The 25,819-nt window shown below is 72.9% G+C and carries 26 protein-coding genes and 2 pseudogenes; all 28 read left to right on the forward strand.

Features of this window, described 5'->3' with window-relative positions:
• The first annotated feature begins 138 nt into the window (after window positions 1–138).
• The 28 genes and pseudogenes from mraZ to H0S66_RS15255 all read left to right on the forward strand — a co-directional run bounded on the left by mraZ (window position 139) and on the right by H0S66_RS15255 (window position 25,797).
• Entirely contained in the window at window positions 139–564 is a 426-nt protein-coding gene (gene mraZ, locus H0S66_RS15135) for a division/cell wall cluster transcriptional repressor MraZ (RefSeq protein ID WP_179616108.1), read from the forward strand.
• A 251-nt stretch (window positions 565–815) separates the two neighbouring features.
• Window positions 816–998 (forward strand): hypothetical protein, encoded by a 183-nt coding sequence (locus tag H0S66_RS15140; protein ID WP_179616109.1) that lies wholly within the window; start codon window positions 816–818, stop codon window positions 996–998.
• A gap of 1 nt (window position 999) precedes the next feature.
• Window positions 1,000–1,980 carry a 16S rRNA (cytosine(1402)-N(4))-methyltransferase RsmH gene (gene rsmH, locus H0S66_RS15145; protein WP_179616110.1) on the forward strand — a complete coding sequence of 327 codons (981 nt, stop codon included), beginning with the start codon at window positions 1,000–1,002 and terminating at the stop codon, window positions 1,978–1,980.
• A complete protein-coding gene (ftsL, locus tag H0S66_RS15150) occupies window positions 1,977–2,456 on the forward strand; it encodes a cell division protein FtsL (protein ID WP_180923651.1) in 480 nt (159 codons plus the stop codon). Before rsmH ends, ftsL begins: the two co-directional genes overlap by 4 nt.
• Complete coding sequence (locus tag H0S66_RS15155) at window positions 2,453–2,662, forward strand: hypothetical protein (protein WP_180923653.1); 210 nt, start codon at window positions 2,453–2,455, stop codon at window positions 2,660–2,662. Before ftsL ends, H0S66_RS15155 begins: the two co-directional genes overlap by 4 nt.
• Window positions 2,663–2,712: 50 nt before the next feature.
• A complete protein-coding gene (locus tag H0S66_RS15160) occupies window positions 2,713–4,524 on the forward strand; it encodes a peptidoglycan D,D-transpeptidase FtsI family protein (RefSeq protein ID WP_258016944.1) in 1,812 nt (603 codons plus the stop codon).
• Between the two features lie 214 nt (window positions 4,525–4,738).
• Window positions 4,739–4,936: pseudogene (locus H0S66_RS21130) on the forward strand (Mur ligase domain-containing protein); the annotation flags it as partial.
• 85 nt (window positions 4,937–5,021) lie between these two features.
• Window positions 5,022–5,252, forward strand: a pseudogene (locus H0S66_RS21135) (Mur ligase family protein); the annotation flags it as partial.
• Between the two features lie 91 nt (window positions 5,253–5,343).
• On the forward strand, window positions 5,344–6,249 hold the full coding sequence (locus H0S66_RS21140; RefSeq protein ID WP_258016945.1) for a Mur ligase family protein: 906 nt from the start codon (window positions 5,344–5,346) through the stop codon (window positions 6,247–6,249).
• A gap of 138 nt (window positions 6,250–6,387) precedes the next feature.
• Window positions 6,388–7,476, forward strand: coding sequence for a phospho-N-acetylmuramoyl-pentapeptide-transferase (gene mraY / locus H0S66_RS15170; protein WP_179616113.1), 1,089 nt, complete (start codon window positions 6,388–6,390; stop codon window positions 7,474–7,476).
• Window positions 7,473–8,948, forward strand: coding sequence for a UDP-N-acetylmuramoyl-L-alanine--D-glutamate ligase (gene murD / locus H0S66_RS15175; RefSeq protein WP_179616114.1), 1,476 nt, complete (start codon window positions 7,473–7,475; stop codon window positions 8,946–8,948). Before mraY ends, murD begins: the two co-directional genes overlap by 4 nt.
• Window positions 8,949–8,976: 28 nt before the next feature.
• Window positions 8,977–10,236: a putative lipid II flippase FtsW gene (ftsW, locus tag H0S66_RS15180; protein ID WP_258016946.1), complete on the forward strand. Its 1,260-nt coding sequence runs from the start codon at window positions 8,977–8,979 to the stop codon at window positions 10,234–10,236.
• A 10-nt stretch (window positions 10,237–10,246) separates the two neighbouring features.
• Window positions 10,247–11,347: an undecaprenyldiphospho-muramoylpentapeptide beta-N-acetylglucosaminyltransferase gene (murG, locus tag H0S66_RS15185; protein WP_179616115.1), complete on the forward strand. Its 1,101-nt coding sequence runs from the start codon at window positions 10,247–10,249 to the stop codon at window positions 11,345–11,347.
• Complete coding sequence (locus H0S66_RS20645; RefSeq protein WP_258016947.1) at window positions 11,344–11,688, forward strand: Mur ligase domain-containing protein; 345 nt, start codon at window positions 11,344–11,346, stop codon at window positions 11,686–11,688. Before murG ends, H0S66_RS20645 begins: the two co-directional genes overlap by 4 nt.
• The gene (locus H0S66_RS15190) at window positions 11,688–12,773 is read left to right on the forward strand and encodes a UDP-N-acetylmuramate--L-alanine ligase (protein ID WP_258016948.1); all 1,086 of its coding nucleotides are present in this window, start codon (window positions 11,688–11,690) and stop codon (window positions 12,771–12,773) included. The genes H0S66_RS20645 and H0S66_RS15190 overlap by 1 nt, the downstream gene beginning before the upstream one ends.
• Window positions 12,766–13,494 carry a cell division protein FtsQ/DivIB gene (locus H0S66_RS15195; protein ID WP_179616117.1) on the forward strand — a complete coding sequence of 243 codons (729 nt, stop codon included), beginning with the start codon at window positions 12,766–12,768 and terminating at the stop codon, window positions 13,492–13,494. Before H0S66_RS15190 ends, H0S66_RS15195 begins: the two co-directional genes overlap by 8 nt.
• A gap of 331 nt (window positions 13,495–13,825) precedes the next feature.
• Complete coding sequence (gene ftsZ, locus H0S66_RS15200; RefSeq protein WP_179616118.1) at window positions 13,826–15,103, forward strand: cell division protein FtsZ; 1,278 nt, start codon at window positions 13,826–13,828, stop codon at window positions 15,101–15,103.
• A gap of 9 nt (window positions 15,104–15,112) precedes the next feature.
• The gene (locus H0S66_RS15205; protein WP_179617447.1) at window positions 15,113–15,799 is read left to right on the forward strand and encodes a purine nucleoside phosphorylase YfiH/LACC1 family protein; all 687 of its coding nucleotides are present in this window, start codon (window positions 15,113–15,115) and stop codon (window positions 15,797–15,799) included.
• Window positions 15,796–16,503 carry a YggS family pyridoxal phosphate-dependent enzyme gene (locus H0S66_RS15210; protein WP_179616119.1) on the forward strand — a complete coding sequence of 236 codons (708 nt, stop codon included), beginning with the start codon at window positions 15,796–15,798 and terminating at the stop codon, window positions 16,501–16,503. Before H0S66_RS15205 ends, H0S66_RS15210 begins: the two co-directional genes overlap by 4 nt.
• Before the next feature lie 54 nt (window positions 16,504–16,557).
• On the forward strand, window positions 16,558–17,073 hold the full coding sequence (locus H0S66_RS15215; protein WP_179616120.1) for a cell division protein SepF: 516 nt from the start codon (window positions 16,558–16,560) through the stop codon (window positions 17,071–17,073).
• Window positions 17,074–17,132: 59 nt separating this feature from the next.
• Entirely contained in the window at window positions 17,133–17,423 is a 291-nt protein-coding gene (locus H0S66_RS15220) for a YggT family protein (protein WP_179616121.1), read from the forward strand.
• A 116-nt stretch (window positions 17,424–17,539) separates the two neighbouring features.
• The gene (locus tag H0S66_RS15225; RefSeq protein WP_246305161.1) at window positions 17,540–18,304 is read left to right on the forward strand and encodes a DivIVA domain-containing protein; all 765 of its coding nucleotides are present in this window, start codon (window positions 17,540–17,542) and stop codon (window positions 18,302–18,304) included.
• A gap of 193 nt (window positions 18,305–18,497) precedes the next feature.
• Window positions 18,498–19,277, forward strand: coding sequence for a TraR/DksA family transcriptional regulator (locus H0S66_RS15230; protein ID WP_179616123.1), 780 nt, complete (start codon window positions 18,498–18,500; stop codon window positions 19,275–19,277).
• Entirely contained in the window at window positions 19,250–19,843 is a 594-nt protein-coding gene (gene lspA / locus H0S66_RS15235) for a signal peptidase II (RefSeq protein WP_179616124.1), read from the forward strand. Before H0S66_RS15230 ends, lspA begins: the two co-directional genes overlap by 28 nt.
• Window positions 19,840–20,778 (forward strand): RluA family pseudouridine synthase, encoded by a 939-nt coding sequence (locus tag H0S66_RS15240; protein WP_179616125.1) that lies wholly within the window; start codon window positions 19,840–19,842, stop codon window positions 20,776–20,778. The genes lspA and H0S66_RS15240 overlap by 4 nt, the downstream gene beginning before the upstream one ends.
• The gene (locus tag H0S66_RS15245) at window positions 20,768–21,481 is read left to right on the forward strand and encodes a GNAT family N-acetyltransferase (protein WP_179616126.1); all 714 of its coding nucleotides are present in this window, start codon (window positions 20,768–20,770) and stop codon (window positions 21,479–21,481) included. The genes H0S66_RS15240 and H0S66_RS15245 overlap by 11 nt, the downstream gene beginning before the upstream one ends.
• Before the next feature lie 156 nt (window positions 21,482–21,637).
• Window positions 21,638–25,195: a DNA polymerase III subunit alpha gene (gene dnaE, locus H0S66_RS15250; RefSeq protein ID WP_179616127.1), complete on the forward strand. Its 3,558-nt coding sequence runs from the start codon at window positions 21,638–21,640 to the stop codon at window positions 25,193–25,195.
• The gene (locus tag H0S66_RS15255; RefSeq protein WP_179616128.1) at window positions 25,180–25,797 is read left to right on the forward strand and encodes a hypothetical protein; all 618 of its coding nucleotides are present in this window, start codon (window positions 25,180–25,182) and stop codon (window positions 25,795–25,797) included. The genes dnaE and H0S66_RS15255 overlap by 16 nt, the downstream gene beginning before the upstream one ends.
• The last annotated feature ends 22 nt before the right edge of the window (window positions 25,798–25,819 follow it).

Here is a 25,819-nt window from a genome sequence, read left to right on the forward strand (position 1 = left end):
TGGGGAGGGTCCAGCGGCGCGGGGGAGCGGAGGGGGTGGAAGGGGGCGGAATGTGGTTGACGGTGGAGCGTTGTGGAGTAGAGTGGTGGAAAGTGGAGCAAGTGACCGTCCCGGGGCTTGTCGACGTGGAGGTGCGATGTGTTCTTCATGGGCACCTACACCCCCAAGGTCGACGAGAAGGGACGCCTCTTCCTCCCGGCCAAGTTCAGGGACGCACTGTCGGAGGGGCTCGTGATCACGCAAGGACAGGAGAACTGCCTGACCGTGTGGCCCGAGGCGACGTTCATGGCCGAGGCACGGCGGGCCCAGGAGACCCCGATGACCAACAAGGACGCGCGCGACTACCGGCGCGTGCTGTTCGCGGGGGCCGAGCAGGGCACGCCCGACAAGCAGGGGCGCATCGGCATCTCGCCGATCCTGCGCGCCAGCGCCGGCATCGAGCGCGACGTGGTCGTGGCCGGCGTCGGTGACCGGGTCGAGATCTGGAACCCCCAGCGCTGGGCGGAGTACTCCGCCGGCGCCCAGGCCAAGTTCGCCGAGCTCGACGAGACACCCCCGCTCTGACCAGCACCACCTCGCTCCACCCCGCACCACCACAACAGGACAGCGATCCGCAGGGCCCGGTCTCGGCCCGCTCCCCACCTCGTCTTCTGGGACACCTTCCCCGGCCCCAGACGGCACCCGGCTCTGTAGCACCTTCCCCGGTTCCAGAGCCCCACGAAGCACCGGCGAGCGGGCAGGGACCAGACCCTGCGGATCCCCCACCACCACTCCCAGCACCAGCCACGCAGCAATCTCCCGATGGGGTCGAGACCATGAGCAGCACCCAGGTCGACGGACTGACCGGCGGCGCCCCCGGCGCCCGACCGGCCCCCGGCGCCCCCGCGCCCCGGGTGCGCCACCAGGCCCAGGACGCGCTGCGGCTGATGGCCTTCTCGGCGGCGATGTCGCTCAGTGCCGCGGTCGCCTTCACGCTCCTGACGAGCCTGGGCCGCTGACGTGGCCGGCCCCTCGCACGTCCCGGTGCTCCTCGACCGGGTCGTGGCACTGCTCGCTCCCGCGCTCGACCACCCGGGCGCCGTGCTCGTCGACTGCACCCTGGGTCTCGGCGGCCACTCCGAGGCGGTCCTCGAGCGCCTCCCGCAGGCCAGCGTCATCGGCATCGACCGCGACCCGGCCGCCCTCGAGCTGGCTGGTCGGCGGTTGGCGGCGTACGGCGACCGGTTCCGCGGCGTGCACGCGGTCTACGACGAGATCCCCGAGGTGCTCGACGAGCTCGGCCTCGACCACGTCGACGCGGTGCTCTTCGACCTCGGCGTCTCCTCGATGCAGCTCGACGTGCGCGAGCGCGGCTTCGCCTACGCCGAGGACGCCCCCCTCGACATGCGGATGGGCAGCACCGGCCCCACCGCCGCCGACGTGCTCAACACCTACTCAGCGGCCGAGCTGACCCGGGTCCTGCGCGACTACGGCGAGGAGAAGTTCGCCCGCAAGATCGCCGGGGCCATCGTGCGCCGCCGCGAGAGCGAGCCCTTCACCACCTCGGCCGCGCTGGTCGAGCTGCTGTACGCCGAGATCCCGGCGCCCGCGCGCCGCACCGGCGGCCACCCGGCCAAGCGGACCTTCCAGGCGCTGCGCATGGAGGTCAACGACGAGCTCGCGGTGCTGCGCCGCGCGGTGCCGGCGGCCATCGAGGCCATCGGGGTCGGCGGCCGGGTGGTGGTCGAGTCCTACCACTCGTTGGAGGACCGGCTGGTCAAGCAGGCCTTCACCGCCGCCACCCGCTCGGAGGTCCCCGTCGACCTGCCGTTCGTGCCGGAGGGCAGCGAGCCCGCCCTGCGCCTGGTCACCCGCGGCTCCGAGAAGGCCGACGCGGCCGAGATCGAGGCCAACCCGCGCGCCGCCTCGGTGCGCCTGCGCGCCGTCGAACGCGTGCGACCCACCACTGACACCACCACCGGAAGGGGAGCAGCCCGATGAGCAGTCTCTACAGCCCGCAGGGCACGGCCCGGAGCCGGGTGCCGCGCATCGCCGGCGCCGCGGTCGAGCGCGCCCGCCTCAGCGTGGTGCCGGTCGCGCGCACCCGCGCGGCCAGGGTCCCGTTCGTCAGCCTGGTGACCGTGCTGCTGCTCGGTGGCGTCGTGGGCCTGCTGCTCTTCAACACCTCCATGCAGCAGTCGGCCTTCGCCGCCACCTCGCTCGAGCAGCGCGCCACCGTGCTCTCGGCCCGCCAGGAGGCGCTGGCCACCAAGCTCGAGCGGCTGCGCGACCCGCAGGAGATCGCGCGCAAGGCCCAGCGGATGGGCATGCAGGTGCCGGCCGCACCGCTCTTCCTCGACCTCTCCGACGGCTCGGTCTCCGGCGACGCCAGCGGCGCCACCCTCGGTGCCCGCGTCGCGCTCGACCCGCTGCCCCCGCGCGGCCCTCCGAGCTCGACCCGCCGGCCACGGTGGTGACCCCGCCCGAGGGCGTGCTGGCCGACCCGCGTGGCGGCGGCTCCGGCGGCGGCGACGGGAGTAGGAACGAGCAGGACGAGAAGAAGCAGACCAAGGCCGAGAAGAAGGCCGAGAAGAAGGCTGAGAAGAAGGCTGAGCGCAAGGCCGAGAAGGCCGAGAAGAAGGCCGAGCGCAAGGCGAAGAAGAACGAGTCCGACCGCGGCTGAGCCGCGACCCGCCCCACCGACCCCCGCACCGCACCCAGGGAGGAGCCCTCGTGCCCACCACGCGCCCGACGCCGAGCAGCGAGGTCGCCGCTCGCCGCGGCCAGCCGCACTTCCGACTGCGCGTCGGGTTCGTGCTGATCGCGATGGTCCTCTCGGTCTTCGCCGGGCGCCTGGTGCAGCTGCAGGGCATCGACCCCAAGGCGTACGCCGAGATGGCGGCGGCCGAGGGCGTCGACGAGATGGTGCTGCCGGCCGAGCGGGGCGCGATCCTCGACCGCAACGGCGAGCCCCTGGCCGAGTCGGCCGACGGGCTGATGGTGGTGGCCGACCCGGCGCTGGTGAACACCGACGACGAGGGCCGCGAGGTCGACCGGGCCCCGGAGGTCGCGAAGTTCCTCTCCAACAAGCTCGACGTCGACTACTTCACGATCCTGCAGCGGCTGCGCACCGAGAGCCGCTTCCAGTACGTCGCCCGCGGCGTGCCGGCGGCCACCGCGACCAAGGTCGTCGACCGCGCCGAGGAGCTCGGCTTCTCGGGGCTGTCGACGTGGCGCGACCCGGTGCGCGAGTACCCGGCCGACGACGTGGCCGCCAACCTGGTCGGCTTCCTGGGCACCCCGCTCGCCGACGGCACCCCCCAGCCGCTCGCGGGCTTCGAGCGCACCTTCGACGAGCTCCTCTCCGGCACCGACGGCTCGGCGCGCTACTCGGTGGCGGCCGGCAACAAGCTGCCGCTGGGTGAGAGCACTGTCGTCGAGGCGCAGGACGGCGAGGACCTGACGCTGACCATCGACCGCGAGCTGCAGTGGTACGCCCAGCGCGTGGTGCGCCAGACGGTGCAGCAGTCGCGCGGCGACTCCGGCCTCGCGGTGGTGATGGACTCGCGCACCGGTGAGGTGCTGGCGCTGGCCGACCACCCGACGTTCGACGCCAACGCGCCGCTGGCCTCCGACGAGGCCGACCTGGGGTCGCGGGCGATGAGCGACGTCTACGAGCCTGGCTCGGTCTCGAAGGTGCTGACCATGGCCGGCCTGCTCGACGCCGGCAAGGTCACCCCGCGCACCCGCCTGACGGTGCCGGGCTCGCTGGCCCGCCAGGACCGCACCATCGGCGACTGGTTCCCGCACGACACGATCCGGCTGACGCTGGCCGGGGTGCTGGCCAAGTCCTCCAACATCGGCACCGTGCTGGCCTCCGACAAGTTCGAGGACGGCCAGATGCGCCGCTACCTCGCCGCCTTCGGGCTCGGCTCCGCGACCGGGGCGGGGGTGCGCGGCGAGTCGGCCGGGATCCTTCCCGACCCCTCGCTGTGGACCAGCCAGGCCCAGGACCGCATCGCCTTCGGCCAGTCGGTCTCGGTCAACGCCCTGCAGATGGCCGCTGCGATCAACACCGTGGCCAACGGCGGGGTGCGCATCGACCCCAGCCTGGTGCGCGGCAGCGCCACCACCGACGCCGGCGAGCAGGTCGGCACCGACCAGGCCACCACGACCCAGGTCATCAGCGCCGAGGCCGCCCGCAAGACCGCGCTGATGATGGAGCGGGTGGTCGACCCCGAGGCCGGTGTCGCCCCGGGCGCGCAGGTCCCCGGCTACCGGGTCGCGGGCAAGACCGGCACCGCCCAGCGGGTCGGCGAGGAGTGCCGCTGCTACGACGGCACCTTCACCGTCTCCTTCGCCGGCTTCGCCCCCGCCGACGACCCGCGCTTCACCGTCTACGTCGTGGTGCAGAACCCGCGCAACGGCGGCGGCGGCGGCTCGGTCGCCGGCCCGGCGTTCGCCAAGATCACCGGCTACGCGCTGCGCCGCTACGCCGTGCCCCCCACCGGCACCCCCGCCTCGGACCTCCCCGTCGAGTGGTGACCCGGCGCAAATGTCTCGCTGACCCGGCGCAATTCTCACGCTGACCCGGCGCAGATGTCGCGCCGACCCGGCGCGAATGTCGCGCTGACCCGGCGCGGATCTCGCGCTGCTAGCCTCCCGCCATGCCTCGCCCCGACGTCCCCCGACCCGCCCCGTCGACCCGCCGCGGACCCCCCTGGCCGAGCTGGCCGGGTGGGCGCGCCACGCGCTGGCGATGGTCGAGCACCGCGGCGACGACCCGGTCGTCACCGGCATCAGCCTCAGCAGCCAGCGGGTGCGCCCCGGCGACCTGTACGCCGCCCTGCCGGGCGCCCGCGCGCACGGCGCCGACTTCGCCGCCGAGGCGCTCGAGGCCGGGGCCGTGGCGGTGCTGACCGACCCGGCCGGCGCCGAGAAGGTGCCCGCGGGGGTGCCGCTGCTGGTGACCGACGACCCGCGCCGGATCCTGGGCCGCCTCTCGGCCAGGGTCTACGGCGACCCCGCCCGAGCGGCTCACGATGATCGGGGTCACCGGCACCCAGGGCAAGACCACCACCACCCGGCTGCTGGAGGGCGGGCTGCACGAGGCCGGGCTGGTGGGCGCGGTGATCGGCACCGTGGGCACCCGCGTGGCGGGCCGGGACGTGCCGACCACGCTGACCACGCCCGAGGCCCCCGACCTGCACGGGCTGTTCGCCGCCATGGTCGAGCAGGGCGTCGACGTCTGCGCGATGGAGGTCTCCAGCCACGCCCTGGTGCTCGGGCGGGTCGACGGGGTCGTCTTCGACGTGGCGGTCTTCCTCAACCTCGGGGCGCGACCACCTCGACTTCCACGACACCGTGGAGGAGTACTACGCGGCCAAGGCCTCGCTGTTCACCCCCGAGCGCGCGCGCCGGGCCCTGGTCAACGTCGACGACGAGCACGGCCGGCGCCTGACCGGCGAGACCGGGCTGCCGGTGGCGACGTTCTCGACCGAGGGCCGCGAGGCCACCTGGGGCGTCGTCGACGTCGACGCCTCGCCCAGCCGCTCCGACTTCCGGGTGCTGGGCCCGGGCGACCGGGCCTTCGCCGGCGGGGTGCCGCTGGCGGGCGGCTTCAACGTCTCCAACGCCCTCGCGGCGGTGGCCGCGGTGGGCGAGGCCAGCCCCGGCGACGTCGACCCGGTCGACGTCGCCGCCCAGGTGGCCGCCGGCATCAGCGCGCTGCCGGGCGTGCCCGGGCGCCTCGAGAGCGTGGTGGCGGGCCAGGACTTCGAGGTGGTCGTGGACTACGCCCACAAGCCCGACGCGGTCGAGGCGGCGCTGGGCGCGCTGCGCCCGCTGACCACCGGTCGGCTGGTGCTGGTCATCGGCGCCGGCGGGGACCGCGACACCGGCAAGCGCCCGGTGATGGGGGAGATCGGCGCCCGGCTGGCCGACGTGCTCGTCGTGACCGACGACAACCCGCGCTCCGAGGACCCGGCGGCCATCCGCGCGGCGGTGCTGGCCGGCGCCGCGCAGGTGCCGGGGGACCAGCGCGCCGAGGTGCTCGAGGTCGCCGGGCGGCGCGAGGCGATCGCCGAGGCGCTGCGCCGCGTCGGCACCGGCGACATCGTGCTGGTCGCCGGCAAGGGCCACGAGACCGGCCAGGTCGTCGACGGCGTGGTGCACCCCTTCGACGACCGCGAGGTGGCCGCCGAGCTGCTGCGCGAGCGCGCCGGTGAACGGGCGGGCGAGCGGGCCGCGGAGGACGCCGGCGGGGCGTGATGATCGACACCCGCCCGGCGAGGCGTGGTCGAGCCGTCCGCCGGCATGGGCCAAGATGAACGGTGCCGGTGAGCCGGCCCGGTCGGTGACGCACGTCGTCGGCGAGGCGATCTGCGAGCGGAACGAGGTGCAACGGCGGTGAGGGCGATCCTGCTGGGCGGAGGCCTGGCCCTGCTGATCTCGCTGATCGGCACCCGCTTCGCGATCAGGCAGTTCACGCAGTGGGGCTACGGCCAGGAGGTCCGCGACGACGGGCCCACCACCCACCACGTCAAGCGCGGCACCCCGACCATGGGCGGCGTCGCCATCATCGGCGCCACCGTGCTCGGCTACTTCGGGGCCAAGCTGATCACGCTGTCGGCGCCCACCGCCTCGGCGCTGCTCCTGCTGCTGCTCTTCGTCGGCATCGGCGCCGTCGGCTTCCTCGACGACTTCATCAAGATCTACAAGCAGCGCAGCCTCGGCCTGCGCAGCAAGGCCAAGATCGTCGGCCAGACCGTCGTCGGCCTGACGTTCGGCATCCTGGCGCTGAGCCCGATGCTGGAGGACGACCGCGGCCAGCGGCCGGCGTCGTTCTCGCTGTCCTTCATCCGCGACCTCGACAGCTTCGTGCTGCCCGCGGCCGCGGTGGTGGCACTGATCCTGGTGATGGTCATCGCCACCAGCAACGCCACCAACCTCACCGACGGCGCCGACGGCCTGCTGACCGGCTGCAGCATGATGGTCTTCGGCGCCTACACGATCGTGAACATCTGGCAGAACAACCAGTGGTGCGGCCAGTCCGACATCACCTACGGCAAGTGCTACGAGGTGCGCGACCCGCTCGACCTGGCGATCGTGGCCGCCGCCATCACCGGCGCCTGCTTCGGCTTCCTGTGGTGGAACGCCTCGCCGGCCCAGATCTTCATGGGCGACACCGGCTCGCTGGCGCTCGGCGCCGCGCTCGCCGGCCTGGCGGTGCTGACCCGCACCGAGCTGCTGCTGGTGATCGTCGGTGGCGTCTTCGTCATGGAGACGGTCTCGGTGATGCTGCAGGTCTCCTGGTTCAAGCTCAGCCGACGCCTCACCGGCTCGCCCAAGCGGCTCTTCCGGATGGCCCCGATCCACCACACCTTCGACATGGCCTGGGGCGAGGTCACGATGGTGATCCGGTTCTGGATCCTCACCGGCCTGTGCGTCGCCGGCGGCCTGGGCATCTTCTACGCCGAGTGGGTGGCGGGCACGTGAGCGCACCGCGCGGGCTCGACGGGCTCGACCAGACCAGCTCCTGGGACGGCGTGCGCGCCGTGGTCGCCGGCTTCGGCGTCTCCGGCTTCGCCGCCGCCGACAACCTCAACCACCTCGGTGCCTCGGTGACCGCCCTCGACGAGTCGGCGACCGGCAAGGAGGAGAAGGCCGAGCTGCTCGAGGTGCTCGGCGCGACCATCCGCCTCGGCGAGGGCGCCACGGCCACGCTGCCCGACGACGTCGACGTGCTGGTCACCTCGCCCGGCTGGCGCCCCGACGCGCCGCTGCTGGCCCAGGCCCGCGAGCGCGGCGTGCCGGTCTGGGGCGAGGTCGAGCTCGCCTGGCGGCTGCGCCACCCCGAGCACGCCGCCCCGTGGCTGGCCGTGACCGGCACCAACGGCAAGACCACCACCGTGCAGATGCTCGAGACCATCCTGCGCACCGCCGGGCTGCGCACCGTCGCGGCCGGCAACGTCGGGCTGCCGATCGTCGAGGCGGTGATGGACCCGACGCCGTACGACGTGCTGGCCGTCGAGCTGTCCAGCTTCCAGCTGCACTACACGAGCTCGATGAGCGCCGAGTCGGCCGCCGTGCTCAACATCGCCGAGGACCACCTCGACTGGTACGCCTCGATGGCCGAGTACGCCGCCGACAAGGGTCGCGTCTACGAGCACGTCCAGCGCGCGTGCGTCTACAACGTCGACGACCCGCAGACCGAGGCGCTGGTGCGCGAGGCCGACGTGGTCGAGGGTGCCCGCGCCATCGGCTTCACCCTCGGCATGCCCGGGGTGGGGATGCTCGGCCTGGTCGAGGACATCCTGGTCGACCGCGCCTTCATCGAGCAGCGCTCCGACTCGGCCGCCGAGCTGGTCACCGTCTCCGAGCTGGCCAGCAGCGCGCCGCACTACGTCGCCAACGCACTGGCCGCCGCCGCGCTGGCGCGCGCCCACGGCGTCTCCCAGCAGGCGGTGCGCGACGGGCTGCGCTCCTTCCGCCCCGACGGGCACCGCATCGCCGAGGTGGCCCGCCACCGCGACGTGACCTGGGTCGACGACTCCAAGGCCACCAACCCGCACGCCGCCCTGGCCTCGCTGCGCGCCTACGACAGCGTCGTGTGGGTGGCCGGCGGGCTGGCCAAGGGCGCGCGGTTCGAGGAGCTGGTGGCCGCCGTGCGCGACCGGCTGCGCGCCGTGGTACTGCTGGGGCGCGACCGCGCGGTGATCGCGGAGGCACTTGCGCGACACGCACCGGATGTACCCGTGATCGAAGTTGAGGCGCACGAGACTGGTGTGACTGACGATGAGCACGGGCCGATGGGTCGTGTCGTCGAGGCCGCCGCCGGTCTCGCCCAGCCGGGCGACACCGTGCTGCTGGCCCCGGGATGCGCCTCGCAGGACATGTTCACCGACTACGGCGCTCGCGGCGACGCGTTCGCCGCCGCCGTACGGGCCCGCACCGGACCCCAGGAGTAGCACCCGCAGGACCAGGAGAGGGGCCGAGGTGACCACAGCAGTCCCGGACGACATGGGGCTCCCTCGGCGGCTCGGTCACCTGCGCGCCTCGGTGGCCAGCGCCCGCGAGGCCTTCGACCGGCCGCTGACCTCCTACTACCTGCTGGTCGGCGCCTCGGCGCTGCTGCTGACCATCGGCCTGGTGATGGTGCTCTCGGCCTCGAGCGTGTGGTCGTTCAAGGTCTACGACGGCGACTCCTACGCCGTGGTGCGCCGCCAGCTGATGTGGCTCTCGCTCGGCCTGCCGGCGGCCTTCATCGCCAGCCGGATGTCGCTGCGCTGGGTGCGCGCGCTGGCCTACCCGGCCTACCTGTTCTCCCTGGTGCTGCTGCTGGCCACGGCCTTCGTCGGCACCACCGTCAACGGCAACCAGAACTGGCTCGGCGTCGGCTCGCTGGCGATCCAGCCCTCCGAGGTCGCCAAGCTGGCGCTGGTGCTGTGGGCCGCGCACATCTACGCCAACAAGGAGCGGCGCCTGCACAGCCTGCACCAGCTGGTGGTGCCGGTGGTGCCGGGCCTGCTGCTCGCGACCCTGCTCGTCGTGGCCGGGCGCGACCTGGGCACCGCGCTGATCTTCTTCGCGATCCTGCTCGGCATGCTCTGGGTCGTCGGGGCCCCGGCCCGGCTGTTCTGGCTGGCGATCTCGCTGGTCAGCGTCGCCGCGATCGGCCTGGCCGCCACCGACACCGAGCGCGTCGCGCGGATCACCAACTTCGCCGACCCCTTCCAGGACTACCTCGACACCGGCTGGCAGCCCGCCCACGGGCTCTACGCCCTGTCCTCGGGCGGCTGGTTCGGCCAGGGCATCGGCGCCAGCCAGCAGAAGTGGGGCGACCTGCCCGAGGCCCACACCGACTACATCTTCGCGGTGCTGGGCGAGGAGCTCGGGCTCGTCGGCACCCTGCTGGTCGTCGCGCTGTTCCTGACCATCGCCCTCGCGGCGCTGCGGGTGGCCCGCCACACCCAGGAGCCCTTCGTGCGCTACGCGAGCTTCGGCATCGTCGTGTGGCTGGTGGGCCAGATGATCATCAACGTCGGCATGGTGCTGGCGCTGCTGCCGGTCATCGGCATCCCGCTGCCGCTGATCTCGTACGGCGGCTCCTCGCTGCTGCCCTCGCTGGTCGCGCTCGGCCTGCTGATCGGCTTCGCGCGCCACGAGCCCGAGGCCGCCCGCGCCCTGGCCGCGCGCCGCCGCGGCCGCGCGGCGGGCGTCGCGGCCGGTGCCTCGCACAGCAGCCACAGCGCCTAGATTGACCCTGATGCGCATCCTGCTCGCCGGCGGCGGCACCGCCGGCCACACCTCGCCCCTGCTCGCCACCGCCGACGCCCTGCGGCGGCTCGACCCGTCGGTCGAGATCACCTGCCTGGGCACCCCGCGCGGCCTCGAGAACACCGTCGTGCCCGCCGCCGGCTACCCCCTCGAGCTGGTGCCGCCGGTGCCGCTGCCGCGCAAGCCCGGCGCCGACCTGCTGCGCGTGCCCGGCCGCATCCGCGACGCCGTGCGCCAGACCCACGCCGTGCTCGACCGGGTCGACCCGCAGGTCGTCGTCGGCTACGGCGGCTACGTCTCGGTGCCGGCCTACCTGGCCGCGCGCAAGCGCGGCCTCCCGGTCGTGGTGCACGAGCAGAACGCGCTGCCCGGGCTCGGCAACAAGCTCGGCGCCCGCGTCGCCGCCCGGCGCGGCGGACGCGTCGCCGTGAGCTTCCCCGACACCCCGCTGCCCGGCGCCGAGTACGTCGGCCTGCCGATCCGTCGGATGATCTCCACCCTCGACCGCGACGCCCTGCGCGCCGAGGCCCGCGCGTTCTTCGGCCTCGACGCCGACCGGCCCACCCTGGTGGTCACCGGCGGCTCCCAGGGGGCGCGCCGGCTCAACCAGGCCGTCTCGGGCGCCGCCCGCCAGCTCGGCGAGGCCGGGGTGCAGGTGCTGCACGTCGTGGGGCCCAAGGGCGAGGCCGACCCCGCCGCGACGACCGCGACCGGCACGCCGTACGTCGTGGAGCACTTCGTGGACCGCATGGACTACGCGCTGGCCGCCGCCGACCTGATGATCTGCCGCAGCGGTGCCAACAGCGTCGTGGAGGCCGCGGCCACCGGGGTGCCGGCGGTCTTCGTGCCGCTGCCGATCGGCAACGGCGAGCAGGAGCTCAACGCCCGGCCCGTCGTCGACGCCGGGGGAGCGCTGCTGGTGCGCGACGAGGAGCTGACCACCGACTGGGTCGTGGCCAACGTGGCGCCGCTGGCCACCGACGCCGCCCGACTGGCCACGATGAGCGCCGCCGCGCGCCACCTGGTGCCGCGCGACGCCGACGAGGCCCTGGCCCGCATCGTGCTCGAGACCGGGGGAGCGGCCCGATGAGGCTGCCGGTCCCCGAGGTCGTGCCCGGCGTGGCCGAGCTGGGTCGGGTCCACTTCGTCGGCATCGGCGGCGCCGGGCTGTCGGCGATCGCGCGCATCATGGCCGCGCGCGGCGTCGAGGTCACCGGCAGCGACGACCACGACACCCCGTTCCTGCCCTCGCTGCGCGAGCTCGGCGTCACCTGCCACCTCGGCTACGACCCCGCCCACCTCGGCGACCTCGGCCCCGGCGACAGCGTCGTGGTCACCACCGCGGCGCGCGAGGACAACCCCGAGGTGCTCGAGGCGCGCCCGCCGCGGCCTGCGGCTGCTGCCCCCGCTCGGCCGGGCTCGCCTCGGTGATGGCCGACCGGCGCGTGCTGGCCGTCGCCGGCACCCACGGCAAGACCACCACGACCTCGCTGCTCACCGTCGCCCTGCTCGCCTGCGACGCCGACCCGACGTACGCCGTCGGCGGGGTGCTCTCGGCGACCGGGCGCAACGCCGACGCCGGGGCCGGCGACCTCTTCGTCGCCGAGGCCGACGAGAGCGACGGCGCCTTCCTGGTCTACCGCCCGCACGCCGCCATCGTGACCAACGTCGGGGCCGACCACCTCGACACCTGGGGCACCGAGGAGGCCTACCGGGCCGCGTTCGCCGAGTTCGTCGGCACCATCGACGCCGACGGGTTCCTGGTGGCCTGCGTCGACGACCCCGGCGCGGAGGCGCTGCGCCCCCTGGCCGCCGCCCGCGGGCTCGAGCTCGTCGGGGTCGGCGAGGGTGAGCACGCCGACCTGCGCGCCGTCGACGTCGTCCTCGAGGGCACCACCTCCTCCTTCACCGTCGTCGACCGGGGCCACGAGCTGGGCCGGGTGCGCCTGGCGATCCCCGGGCGCCACTACGTGCTCGACGCGCTCGCCGCCCTGGGCGTCGGGCTGCGGCTCGGACTGCCCTTCGAGGGGCTGCGCACCGGGCTCGAGGGCTTCGGCGGCACCGGGCGGCGCATGGAGTCCAAGGGCGAGGCCGGCGGGGTGCGGGTCTACGACTCCTACGCCCACCAGCCCATCGAGATCGCCGGCGACCTCGAGGCCGCCCGCTCGGTGGCGGGGGAGGGGCGCGTCGTCGTGGCCTTCCAGCCCCACCTGGTCTCGCGCACCCGCCTCTTCGGCGCCGGCATGGGCGCCGCGCTGGGCGCGGCCGACGAGGTCGTCGTGTGCGACGTCTACCTGGCCCGCGAGGACGCCGACCCCGCCGTCACCGCGCCCTGGTCGCCGACCACGTGCCGCTGGCGCCCGAGCGGGTCGCCTTCGTGCCCGACCTCGACGACGTGCCCGCCGCCCTGGTGGCCCGGCGCGCCCCGGCGACCTGGTGCTGACCCTGGCGCCGGCAGCATCACCGAGGTCGGCCCGCGCGTGCTGGCGCTGCTGCGGGAGGGGTCCGGTGGCTGAGCCCGCCGTGGCGTCCTCCCGGCGGCGCTTCGTGCGCCGGCAGTGGGAGCGGCGCTGGGTGCGGCTGCGCTACGTGGTCGTCGGCGTGCTGGCCCTCGCGCTGCTCGGGGTCGCGGTGTGGTCGGTCTGGTTCTCCTCGCTGCTGGCCGTCGAGCGGGTCGAGGTCGTCGGCTCCGAGGTCCTCACCGAGCAGGAGGTCCGCGAGGCCGCCTCGGTGCCCGTGGGCGACCCGGTGGCCCGCATCGACCTCGACGCCGTCCGGGCGCGGGTCGAGGCGCTGGCGGTGGTCCGCTCCGCCGACGTGACGCGGGCCTGGCCCGACGGGGTGCGGGTCGAGGTGGTGGAGCGCGTCGCCGTCGCGGTGGTGCGCATCGGCTCGACCCTGCGCGGCATGGACGCCGACGGCGTCGTCTTCCGCGACTACGAGGACACCCCCACCGACCTGCCCCGCGTCGACGCCCTGACCGGCGTGACCAGCGAGGCGCTGCGCGAGGGCGCCGCCGTGGTCTCGGCCCTGCCCGAGGGGCTCGCCGCCGACGTCGACCACGTCGAGGTCGGCACCGTCGACCAGATCCGCCTGCTGCTGCGCGACGGCCGCGAGGTGGTGTGGGGCAGCGCCTCCGACTCCGAGCAGAAGGCCCGGGTGCTGGAGATCCTGCTCGAGCAGGACGGCCGGGTGCTCGACGTCTCCGTCCCGGCCACCCCCACCACCCGCAGCTGACCCGTCGCAGATCTCGCGCCGACCCGTCACGAATCTCGCGCCGACCCGGCCCGAATCTCGCGCCGACCCGCCCGGACCGGCGTACGCCGCCGCGGTGTGAGTGGGCGCACGCAGATCGGTGCAGAAATCAGTGCGGCGCGCGGTGTGTCGGCGCGGTGCGGCCGAGCGGGCTGCCTACTGTCGTGACCACGACGAGGTTGACATAACTATAACCCTCTACCTGAGGGTCAGAGTTGAGAAACACGCCGACCGGTCGTCCCAGACTCCGCAACACCCGGCAACACCCAGCAGCACCCAACCAACCGAAGTACTCAGCGAGAGGCGAGCCGCCGTGGCAGCAGCACAGAACTACCTGGCCATCATCAAGGTCGTGGGCATCGGTGGTGGTGGTGTCAACGCCGTCAACCGGATGATCGAGGTCGGTCTGAAGGGCGTCGAGTTCATCGCCATCAACACCGACGCGCAGGCGCTGCTGATGAGCGACGCCGACGTCAAGCTCGACATCGGCCGCGAGCTCACCCGCGGCCTCGGTGCCGGCGCCAACCCCGAGGTCGGGGCGCGCGCCGCCGAGGACCACGCCGACGAGATCGAGGAGGTGATCAAGGGCGCCGACATGGTCTTCGTGACCGCCGGCGAGGGCGGCGGCACCGGCACCGGCGGTGCCCCGGTCGTCGCGCGCATCGCCCGCTCGCTCGGTGCGCTGACCATCGGTGTGGTCACCCGCCCGTTCGCCTTCGAGGGTCGTCGCCGCGCCAACTCCGCCGAGGAGGGCATCGCCGGGCTCCGCGAGGAGGTCGACACCCTGATCGTGATCCCCAACGACCGGCTGCTCTCGATCAGCGACCGCAACGTCTCGGTCCTCGACGCCTTCAAGCAGGCCGACCAGGTGCTGCTGCAGGGTGTCTCGGGCATCACCGACCTGATCACCACCCCCGGCCTGATCAACCTCGACTTCGCCGACGTGAAGTCCGTGATGGCCAACGCCGGCTCGGCCCTGATGGGCATCGGCTCGGCCCGGGGCGAGGACCGCTCGGTCGCGGCCGCCGAGATGGCGGTCAGCTCGCCGCTGCTCGAGGCCAGCATCGACGGCGCCCACGGCGTCCTGCTCTCGATCGCCGGTGGCTCCGACCTCGGCCTGTTCGAGATCAACGAGGCGGCCGCGCTGGTCGCCCAGGCCGTGCACGCCGAGGCCAACATCATCTTCGGTGCCACCATCGACGACGCCCTGGGCGACGAGGTGCGCGTCACCGTCATCGCCGCCGGCTTCGACGGGGGTACGCCGAAGCGCCGCGACGAGGGCACCGTCCTGCGCCGCGAGCCGCGCGAGCAGCAGAGCCAGGACGAGACGCGCGAGGCGGTGCGTGCCGCGGCCAACCGTCGCGAGGAGCCCGCCCGGGTCGAGGCCGGCGCCCGCCAGGGATCATCCCAGGGGTCCCAGGGCTTCCAGGGCTCGCAGGGTTCCCAGGGCTCCCAGGGTGAGCGGCCCTCGGTCACGCCCCAGCAGACCTTCCACCCCTCCACCCCGGCGGCCCCGCAGGCCCCCAAGCCGGCTCCGCGCCAGGTCCAGTTCGACGACGACGACCTCGACGTGCCCGACTTCTTGAAGTGAGCCCCTGCCCTGTTCAGCTTCCGTGACCACCGTGAGGGCGACGTCCGTGTCGACGTCGCCTTCACCGACTCCACCGTCGACCTGCAGGGCCTGCGGCCCGGCTTCGTCGACGAGCTGCCCCGGGTCGAGGAGGCCTGCGGCGTCCGCTTCGCGCGGATGAACCAGGTGCACGGCGACGAGGTGCTCCTGGTTGACGAGCCCGGCCCCGCCCCGACGGAGCAGGTGCCGACCGCCGACGCCCTCGTCACCGCCACGGTGGGCCTGGGCCTGATGGTCCGGGTGGCCGACTGCCTGCCGGTGCTGCTGGCCGACACCGGCTCCGGTGTGGTCGGCGCCGTGCACGCGGGCCGTGCGGGCGTCGCGCTGGGCGTGGTGACCCGGGCGGTGGAGCGGATGCGCGAGCAGGGCGCCGGCGAGCTGCACGCGTGGGTCGGACCCCACGTGTGCGGACGCTGCTACGAGGTGCCCGAGCAGATGCGTGAGGAGGTGGCGGCCGTGGTCCCGCAGACCTGGGCCGAGACGAGCTGGGGCACACCCGCCCTCGACCTCGGTGCGGGCGTGCGTGCCCAGCTCTCCGCGCTGGGCGTCGGCCTCACCGAGGTGGGCCGCTGCACCCTGGAGGACCCGGCGCTGCACTCGCACCGCCGCGACGCCGCCGCCTCCGGGCGGATGGCCGGGCTGGTGTGGACCTCGTGAACCGGCGCGAGGAGCTGGAGGCGGGGCTCGCGGCCGTGCGGGCGCGGATCGAGGCGGCCCGCTCGGGCGCCGGGCGCGACGGCCCCCACGACCCAGGGGTCGGCCTCGTCGTGGTGACCAAGTTCTTCCCCGCCTCCGACGTGCGCCTGCTGGCCGACCTCGGGGTCCGTGACGTCGGCGAGAACCGGCACCAGGAGGCCGAGGCCAAGGCCGCCGAGTGCGCCGACCTCGACCTGGTGTGGCACTACATCGGGGCGCTGCAGAGCAACAAGGCGACCGCCGTCGCCCGCTACGCCGACGTCGTGGAGTCCCTGGACCGCCCCAAGCTGGTGCGCGGCCTCGACCGCGGCGCCGCCGAGCGCGGCCGACCCCTCGACGTGCTGGTGCAGGTCAGCCTCGACCCGCCCGGCAGCCAGCACCGCGCCGGCGCCGCGCCCGACGACGTACCCGCGCTGGCCGAGGCCGTGGAGGCGGCCGAGCACCTGCGCCTGCGCGGGCTGATGGCCGTCGCACCCCTCGGCGAGGAGCCCGCAGCGGCCTTCGCCCGGCTGGCCGCGGTGCGCGAGCGCCTGCTGGCCGACCACCCCCGAGCAGACCGGCTCTCCGCCGGGATGAGCGGCGACCTCGACGAGGCCGTCGCCGCCGGCGCGACACACGTGCGCGTCGGCTCCGCAATCCTCGGTTCGAGGCCTGCGGTCCGTTAAGTTCAGACCACCAGGCGTCCGTCACCGGACGCTTCAGATCCGGAGGGCACCACCATGAGCGGCGCGATGCGCAGGATCGGCGAGTACCTCGGCCTCGTCGAGGACACCGGCCGGTACGACGGCGACCACGGCGAGTACGACCCCAGCGACGACTACACCGCCGAGACCCGTCCCGTGGCCGCCCCCGGCCCGTCCCGACACGAGCGTGCGCGCGAGCAGCGCCCCGCACCCGTGGCCGACCTCGCCGAGCGCCGTCGTCCGGCGCCCGGCCCGACCGGAGTGGTGGCCGAGCTGTCCCGCATCACGACCCTGCACCCGAGCACCTACAACGAGGCCCGCACCGTGGGGGAGAACTTCCGCGAGGGCGTGCCGGTGATCATGAACCTCTCGGAGATGGACGACGCCGACGCCAAGCGCCTCGTCGACTTCGCCGCTGGTCTGGTCTTTGCCACGCGTGGCACCATCGAGCGCGTCACCAACAAGGTCTTCCTGCTCTCGCCCGCCAACGTCACCGTGGCGGCCGAGGACAAGGAGCGCATGGCAGAGAACGGCTTCTTCAACCAGAGCTGAGGCTCGCGTGACCCGACCCGGGGCGCGGTCCCGGGTCACTGAACAGGAGACAGACCGACGTGCAGGTCGCCGGTTCGATCATCTACATCATCTTGACGATCTTCTGGATCTTCTTGTGGATCCGTTTCGTCGTCGACTGGGTGATGGTCTTCGCGCGCGACTGGTCGCCGCGGGGTCCGGTGCTGGTGGTGCTCGAGGCCGTCTACTCGGTCACCGACCCGCCGATCAAGGCGCTGCGCCGCGTCGTGCCGCCGCTGCGGCTGGGCAGCATCGCCCTGGACCTCAGCTTCCTGATCGTCTTCATCAGCGTGTGGATCCTGCGCAGCGTCGTCGCGAGCACGCTGCTGTGAGCCGGGGGAGAACCCGGCTGTCACACCTGCCCCACTGATGAGGCTATTGTTCGATCCGACAGGTCGAGGACGCAGTCGGGTCCTCGGGACAACCACGACTACGAATGGGTGAGGTCATGCCGTTGACGCCCGAGGACGTGAGCAACAAGCGCTTCACTCCGGTCCGTCTCCGCGAGGGGTACGACATGGGGGAGGTCGACCAGTTCCTTGACGAGGTCGAGGCCGAGCTCGCTCGTCTGACCAAGGAGAACGAGGACCTGCGCGCCCGGCTCGCGTCGGCCCAGACCGGTGGCGACACCGGCCAGCAGCCCGCCGTGGCCGCTGCGCCGACGCCGGCTCCCGAGAAGGCCCCGGAGAAGGCTCCCGAGCCGACCCCGGCGCCCGAGCCCACCCCGGCCCCGGTCGCGGCTGCCGCCTCGAGCCCGGTCGAGACGATCCGCGTCGAGACGGTGCCGCAGGCCTCCAACGCGGCCGCCCGCCTGCTCGAGATCGCCACGCGCAACGCCGACGAGCTCGTCGACGAGGCCAAGAACGACGCCGACAAGATTATCGGCGAGGCCCGCACCAAGGCCGAGCGTCTCGAAGCCGAGTCGAAGTCGAAGGCCGACCGCCTCGAGTCCGACGCCCGCACCCGTGCCCAGATGCTCGACTCCGAGACCGCCGAGCGCCGCCAGCAGATGTTCGGCGACCTCGAGCGCGAGCGCGACAAGCTCAGCAGCGAGGTCGAGAACCTCCGCTCGTTCGAGCGCGAGTACCGCTCGCGGCTCAAGAGCTACTTCACCCAGCAGCTCGAGGCGCTCGCCGGTTCCGGCGACTCGGGCTCGGAGGAGAGCCCGCAGCCCAAGCGGTTGCGCTCGATCCTCGGCGAGGACGAGGGCTGAACCAGCCCTCCCCACAGCAGCACCACGACGCGGTCGACCCCGATGGGGTCGGCCGTGTCGTGCGTCCTCCCCGGTGTGGCGGTTTTGAGGGGTGGGGTGCAGGGGCTACTCTCCGTGCCACCGCGGTGGTCCGGGAGGCGGACCACGGCAACTGACGGGTCCCCGCAGGGGGCGCCGGAGGGAGGCGGGCTCGATGGCTCGTGGCACACGCGCGCTCGCCGGCCAGGCGGTGACGGCGGCACGCCGGGCCCTGGGCCTCCAGCCGGGGGACACGGGCGACGACCCGGCCCCCGTCGAGCAGCCCGCGCCGGCGACGAGGTCGACCTCGGCCACGAAGAGGACCGCCGCCAAGAAGTCGGCCCCGGCCGCGAAGAAGACCGCGGCCAAGAAGACCGCGGCGAAGAAGACCGCCGCCAAGAAGACCGCGGCGAAGAAGACCGCTGCCACGAAGACCCAGCAGCCCCGCACCACCACCCCGACGGCCCCGGAGAAGAAGGCAGCGCCCGTGACGACCTCACCTGCGAAGAAGACGGCGACCAAGAAGGCCGCCCCGAAGAAGAGCGCTGCGAAGGCCCCGGCCGACTCGCTGGTCGTCAAGGCCGACGAGGAGGCCTGGACCCCCGCCGAGCTCGACGAGCTCATGGCCGAGCTCCACGAGCAGCGCGACCACAGCGCGACGGTGGTCGAGGAGATGGAGGCCGAGCTCGACGGGCTGATGCGCGACTCCGGTGACGGCGCGGGCCAGGACCAGGCCGACGTCGGTGCGACGAGCTTCGAGCGCGACCACGAGATGAGCGTGCTCAACAGCGAGCGCGACAAGCTCGCCCAGATCGACCGGGCCCTCGCCCGGATCGCCGACGGCAGCTACGGGCAGTGCGAGTCGTGCTCCCAGCCGATCGGCAAGTTGCGGCTGATGGCCTTCCCCCGTGCCACACTGTGCATGCCATGCAAGCAGCGCGAGGAGCGGCGATAGACCCGGCCGCAGCACCCGAGGACCGACCGACCCGACGACGTACGTGGGCGGTCTTCGCCCTGGTCGCCCTCACGGGCTACGCGCTCGACCTGAGCACCAAGGTGCTGGCGGTCAGCCGCCTCGAGGGCGAGCCCGACGTCCCGGTCGTCGGTGACCTGCTGGTCCTGCGCCTGGTGAAGAACCCGGGTGCGGCCTTCAGCACCGGCACCGAGTACACCGTGGTGCTCAGCACGCTCTCGATCGTCGCCGCCGTCGTCGTGGCCTACCTCAGCATCCGCCTGCGCAGCCGGTTGTGGGCGCTGGGCCTGGGCCTGCTGATGGCCGGTGTCCTCGGCAACCTGACCGACCGCCTGTTCCGCGAGCCGGGGCCCATGCGCGGGCACGTCATCGACTTCCTGATGCTGCCGAACTGGCCGGTCTTCAACGTGGCCGACATGGCCATCAACGGCGCCGCGGCGCTGATCCTGGTGCAGGCCTTCCGCGGCGTGCGCCTCGACGGCACCCGTGACCGCGACCACGAGCCGGGCCCCGCACCCGGCGACGAGCAGGAGGAGGGGCGAGCATGACCCAGGTGTCCGACGAGCGTGCCCTCACCGTCCCCGACGCCCTGGCCGGTGAGCGGGTCGACGCCGCCATGGCGAGGCTGTTCGGCCTCTCGCGCAGCCGTGCGGCCGAGCTGGTGGCCCAGGGCCACGTGCTGCTCGACGGCAGCGTGCCCAGCAAGAGCGACCGGGTGCTGCCCGGCTCGCTGCTGGAGGTCTCCATCCCCAGCGCCGTCGACCCGCTCGAGGTGCGCCCCGAGATCGTCGAGGGGATCAAGATCATCCACGACGACGACTCCATCGTCGTGATCGACAAGCCGGTCGGCGTCGCCGTGCACCCCTCGCCGGGCTGGAGCGGCCCGACCGTGGTCGGCCACCTGGCCGGCGCCGGTTTCCGGATCGCCACCAGCGGCGCCTCCGAGCGCCAGGGCATCGTGCAGCGCCTCGACGTCGGCACCTCCGGCGTGATGGTGATCTGCAAGTCCGAGCACGCCTACTCGGTGCTCAAGAACGCCTTCCGGCACCGCACGGTCGACAAGACCTACCACGCGGTCGTGCAGGGCCACCCCGACCCGCTCGAGGGCACGATCGACGCCCCCATCGGGCGCCACCCCAAGGCGGACTACAAGTTCGCGGTGATGGCCGACGGCCGCGCCTCGGTCACCCACTACGAGACCCTCGAGGCGCACCGCTTCGCGAGCCTGCTCGAGGTGCACCTGGAGACCGGGCGCACCCACCAGATCCGGGTGCACATGAGTGCGCTCAAGCACCCCTGCGTGGGTGACCTGACCTACGGCGCCGACCCGGTGCTGGCCAAGCGGTTCGGGGTCGAGCGGCAGTGGCTGCACGCGGTGCGCCTGGGCTTCGAGCACCCCGACACCGGCAAGCAGGTCCAGTACGAGTCGTCGTACCCCGACGACCTGGCGCGCGCCCTCGACACGATCCGCGATGCCCACTGACGCCTCGGCCGACCTGTGGCTGCGCCCGGCCGAGCCGGGGGAGGGCGCGGCCCTCGCCGCGGTGCACCTCGCGGCCCGCCGAGCGGCGCCGATGCCGGAGCCGGTGCACGACCCCGCCGACGTCACCCGGTGGCTCTCGGGCCGCCTGGAGAGCGACGAGGTCTGGGTCGCCGACCTCGCCGGCCACGGGGTGGTCGGCTACGCCCGGCTGACGCCCGGCTGGCTCGACGACCTGTACGTCGCCCCGGTCGCCGCCCGACGCGGTGTGGGCAGCGCGCTGCTCGACCTGGTGAAGTCGCGGCTGCCCGAGGGCTTCTGCCTGTGGGTCTTCGCCTCCAACGCCCCGGCGCGGGCCTTCTACGCCCGCCACGGCCTCGTCGAGCTCGAGGCCACCGACGGCTCGGCCAACGAGGAGGGCGCTCCCGATGTACGCATGGCCTGGCCCGGCGCGGACCCGCTGCGGTTCCTGCGCGGGCTGGTGGACGACGTCGACGCCCAGCTCGGTGACCTGCTCGCCCGCCGTGCCGCGCTGACCCGCGCCATCCAGCCCTTCAAGGGCTCCACGCGCCGCGACCCCGGCCGCGAGCGTGCCGTCGCCGAGGCCCTCGCGGCCCGCGCGCCGGAGCTGGGCGCCGAGCGCCTGGAGCGGATCGCGCACGTCATCATCACCGAGTCCCTCGAGGCGGCGGCCGAGCGACCCTGACGGCCCCGGTTGTCGGTGCGCCCTGGCACCCTGACGGAGTCGGTCGCGTAGGCTGACGTCCTTCCCCCAGGATCGACGTCCGACCCCGGTGCCCAGCGCTGGTCGCGGTCGATGCTGCCCGCCCGCACCGATCCCGAAGGGACGCATTCCGCGACCATGGCGACCTCGTCGGACTCCTTCGTGCACCTGCACGTGCACACCGAGTACTCCATGCTCGACGGCGCTGCCCGCCTCGGCGCGCTGACCGAGCGCGCAGCCGAGCTCGGCATGCCCGCCATCGCGATGACCGACCACGGCAACGTGTTCGGCGCCTACGAGTTCTACTCCAAGGCCAAGGCCGCCGGCGTCAAGCCGATCATCGGCATCGAGGCCTACTTCGCCCCCAACATCTCGCGCTTCGAGCGCAAGGGCGTCAACTTCTACGGCGGCGGCCCCGACGACGTGTCGAACCGCGGCGCCTACACGCACATGACGCTGCTCTCGGAGTCGACCGAGGGCATGCACAACCTCTTCCGGCTCTCCACCGGGGCGTGGCGCGACGGGTTCTTCAAGCACCCCCGCATGGACCGCGAGCTGCTCTCCCAGCATGGCAAGGGGATCATCGGCACCACCGGCTGCCCCTCGGGCGAGATCCAGGTGCACCTGCGCCACGGCAACTACGCCGCCGCCCGCCAGGCGGCCGGCGACTTCCAGGAGATCCTCGGCAAGGAGAACTACTTCCTCGAGCTGATGGACCACGGCCTCGACATCGAGAACCGGGTGCGCGACGGCCTGCTCGAGCTCGGGCGCGACCTCAAGATCCCGCTGCTGGCCACCAACGACTCGCACTACGTCATGCGCGAGGACGCCAAGAGCCAGGAGCACCTGCTGTGCATCAACTCCGGCTCGACGATGGACATCCCGGCCGGTGACGGCCCCGGTCAGCGCTTCGCCTTCTCCGGCGACGGCTACTACATCAAGTCCGCCGAGGAGATGCGGGCGCTGTGGGCCGACCGGTACCAGCTGCGCGAGGCCTGCGACAACACGCTGCTGATCGCCGAGCGCTGCGACGTGGAGTTCTCCGAGGGCGTGGGCAAGTACATGCCCAAGTTCCCCTGCCCGCCGGGGGAGAACGAGGACTCCTGGCTGGTCAAGGAGGTCGAGCGCGGGCTGCAGTTCCGCTACCCGAACGGCATCCCCGACGAGGTCCGCAAGCAGGCCGAGTTCGAGCTCGGCGTGATCACCCAGATGGGCTTCCCCGGCTACTTCCTCGTCGTCGCCGACTTCATCAACTGGGCCAAGAACAACGGCATCCGCGTCGGGCCGGGTCGCGGCTCGGGCGCGGGCTCGATGGTCGCCTACGCGCTGCGCATCACCGACCTCGACCCGCTGGTCCACGGCCTGATCTTCGAGCGGTTCCTCAACCCCGACCGCGTCTCGATGCCCGACTTCGACATCGACTTCGACGAGCGTCGGCGCAGCGAGGTGATCCGCTACGTCACCGAGAAGTACGGCGACGACCGGGTCTCCTACATCGTCACCTACGGCACCATCAAGGCAAAGCAGGCCGTCAAGGACTCCTCGCGCATCCTGGGCTACCCCTTCGCGATGGGCGACCGGATCACCAAGGCGATGCCCGCGGCGGTGATGGGCAAGGACGTGCCGCTGCAGCAGATCTTCGACCCCGAGCACGCCCGCTACGGCGAGGGCGGGGAGTTCCGCCAGCTCTACGACTCCGACAACGACGTGCAGAAGGTCGTCGACACCGCCATCGGCATCGAGGGCCTCAAGCGGCAGTGGGGCGTGCACGCGGCCGGCGTGATCATGTCCAGCGAGCCGCTCGAGGACGTCATCCCGCTGCTCAAGCGGCCCGCCGACGGCGCAATGATCACCCAGTTCGACTACCCCACCTGTGAGGGCCTCGGCCTGATCAAGATGGACTTCCTGGGTCTGCGCAACCTCACCGTCCTCGACGACGCGATCAAGAACATCGAGGCCAACCGGGGCGAGACCGTCGTGCTCGAGGACCTCGAGCTGACCGACGAGAACACCTACGCGCTGCTCCAGCGCGGCGACACCCTGGGTGTCTTCCAGCTCGACGGCGGCCCCATGCGCGCGCTGCTGCGCTCGATGCGCCCCGACACCTTCGAGGACATCTCCGCGGTCGGCGCGCTCTACCGGCCCGGCCCGATGGGCGCCGACTCGCACAACAAGTACGCGCGCCGCAAGACCGGTCGCGAGCCGGTGGAGCCGATCCACCCCGAGCTGGCCGAGGCGCTCGAGGACGTGCTGGGCGAGACCTACGGCCTGATCGTCTACCAGGAGCAGGTGATGGCGATCGCCCAGAAGCTCGCGGGCTACACGCTGGGCCAGGCCGACATCCTGCGGCGCGCGATGGGCAAGAAGAAGAAGGCCGAGCTGGACAAGCAGTTCGCGGGCTTCTCGGGCGGCATGAAGGAGCGCGGCTTCTCCGACGCCGCCATCAAGACCCTGTGGGAGGTCCTGCTCCCGTTCTCCGACTACGCCTTCAACAAGGCGCACTCCGCGGCGTACGGCGTGGTGTCCTACTGGACCGCCTACCTCAAGGCCAACTACCCGGCCGAGTACATGGCCGCGCTGCTGACCTCGGTGAAGGACGACAAGGACAAGTCGGCGATCTACCTCAACGAGTGCCGGCGGATGAAGATCCAGGTGCTGCCGCCCGACGTCAACGAGTCGGCGGCCAACTTCACCCCCGTCGGCAACGACGTGCGCTTCGGGCTCACCGCGGTCCGCAACGTCGGCGCCAACGTCGTCGACGGGATCGTGGCCGGCCGGGAGGAGAAGGGCCGCTACACCGACTTCAACGACTTCATGGACAAGGTCCCGGCGCTGGTGTGCAACAAGCGCGTCATCGAGTCGCTGATCAAGGCCGGCGCCTTCGACGAGATGAAGCACCGGCGCCGAGCGCTGGTGGCGATCCACGAGACCGCGGTCGACCAGTACGTCGACATCAAGCGCAACGAGGCGATCGGCCAGGACTCGCTCTTCGGCGGGATGGACGACGACGCCGGCGGCTCCTTCGGGATCTCGGTGACGGTGCCCGACATCGACGAGTGGGACAAGACCACGCTGCTGGCCCACGAGCGCGACATGCTGGGTCTCTACGTCTCCGACCACCCGCTGCTCGGGCTCGAGCACGTGCTGGCCAACGGCTCCGACTGCACCATCGGCCAGCTGATGCTCGACGAGGACCGCACCGACGGCTCGCCCATCACCATCAGCGGCCTGGTCACCTCGGTGCAGCGCAAGATCACCAAGCGCGGCGACGCGTGGGCGATGATCACGCTCGAGGACCTCGACGGCGGCATCGACGTGCTGCTGTTCCCCAGCGCCTACCAGCTCGCCTCCACGCTGCTGGTCGAGGACGCCATCCTCACCGTCAAGGGCCGCCTCTCGCGCAGCAAGGACCAGCCCGAGATCCACGGCCAGGAGGTCTCGGTCCCCGACATCTCCGACGGCCCCTCGGGCCCCGTCGTCATCTCCATGCCCTCCACGCGCTGCACCGGTCCGGTCGTCGAGCAGCTCAAGGACGTGCTGGGCACCCACCCTGGGATGACCGAAGTACGGTTGCGCCTGATGACACGCGAGGCGACGAAGGTGATGAGGCTCGACGACCGGCTGCGGGTGACCCCGACGCCGGCGCTGTTCGCCGACCTCAAGGCGCTCCTGGGTCCCGGATGCCTGACCAGCTGACCCACTCGTCCTCCGCGCACCCCTACCCGTTCGGTGGCCACGCCGCGCAGCCGCACGCCGACGACGTACGCCGGCCGCGGCCGGGGCTGCGCTCGAGCCTGCTCCAGTCGCTGGCTGTCGTCGTGGTCTTCGTGCTCGTCGGCGCGGCCCTGGGGTGGGTCTGGGAGCGCTGGTGGGAGCCCTCGACGGGCACCGTCTTCCGCAAGGAGTGGTTCCCCGTCGACGCCGAGGGGCGCTACGACCTCGACGCGCTGCGCAACGAGTTCGCCGGCACCGCCCAGTACGTCGTGCTCGCGCTCGGCGGGGGAGTGGTCCTCGGGGTGCTGGCCAGCCTGCTGCTGGCCGGGCGTGAGTTGCTGGCCCTGCTCGTGGTGGGTCTGGCCTCGGTGCTCGCGGCGCTGGTGATGTGGCAGGTCGGCGTCGCGCTGGGCCCGGCCGACCCCCAGGAGCTCGCCGCGACCGCCGGCCGCGGCGCGACCCTGCCCAGCGACCTGAGCCTCGACAGCCTCGGCGCGCTGCTGGCCTGGCCGCTGGCCGCGCTGGCGGGCACCGGCAGCGTGTACCTGCTGCTGCCGAGCCTGCACCCCCGCAGCCCGCGGTAGCCACCTCGGCGCACCACGCCCG

This window comes from Nocardioides marinisabuli, assembly GCF_013466785.1.
Taxonomy (GTDB): Bacteria; Actinomycetota; Actinomycetes; order Propionibacteriales; family Nocardioidaceae; genus Nocardioides; species Nocardioides marinisabuli.

Coding starts and splice junctions, on each gene's coding strand:
- H0S66_RS15140 (WP_179616109.1), top strand. CDS start 816: ATGAGCAGCACCCAGGTCGACGGACTGACCGGCGGCGCCCCCGGCGCC.
- ftsL (WP_180923651.1), top strand. CDS start 1,977: ATGAGCAGTCTCTACAGCCCGCAGGGCACGGCCCGGAGCCGGGTGCCG.
- murG (WP_179616115.1), top strand. CDS start 10,247: ATGCGCATCCTGCTCGCCGGCGGCGGCACCGCCGGCCACACCTCGCCC.
- H0S66_RS20645 (WP_258016947.1), top strand. CDS start 11,344: ATGAGGCTGCCGGTCCCCGAGGTCGTGCCCGGCGTGGCCGAGCTGGGT.
- H0S66_RS15190 (WP_258016948.1), top strand. CDS start 11,688: ATGGCCGACCGGCGCGTGCTGGCCGTCGCCGGCACCCACGGCAAGACC.
- H0S66_RS15215 (WP_179616120.1), top strand. CDS start 16,558: ATGAGCGGCGCGATGCGCAGGATCGGCGAGTACCTCGGCCTCGTCGAG.
- H0S66_RS15225 (WP_246305161.1), top strand. CDS start 17,540: ATGCCGTTGACGCCCGAGGACGTGAGCAACAAGCGCTTCACTCCGGTC.
- H0S66_RS15230 (WP_179616123.1), top strand. CDS start 18,498: ATGGCTCGTGGCACACGCGCGCTCGCCGGCCAGGCGGTGACGGCGGCA.
- lspA (WP_179616124.1), top strand. CDS start 19,250: ATGCAAGCAGCGCGAGGAGCGGCGATAGACCCGGCCGCAGCACCCGAG.
- H0S66_RS15240 (WP_179616125.1), top strand. CDS start 19,840: ATGACCCAGGTGTCCGACGAGCGTGCCCTCACCGTCCCCGACGCCCTG.
- H0S66_RS15245 (WP_179616126.1), top strand. CDS start 20,768: ATGCCCACTGACGCCTCGGCCGACCTGTGGCTGCGCCCGGCCGAGCCG.
- dnaE (WP_179616127.1), top strand. CDS start 21,638: ATGGCGACCTCGTCGGACTCCTTCGTGCACCTGCACGTGCACACCGAG.
- H0S66_RS15255 (WP_179616128.1), top strand. CDS start 25,180: ATGCCTGACCAGCTGACCCACTCGTCCTCCGCGCACCCCTACCCGTTC.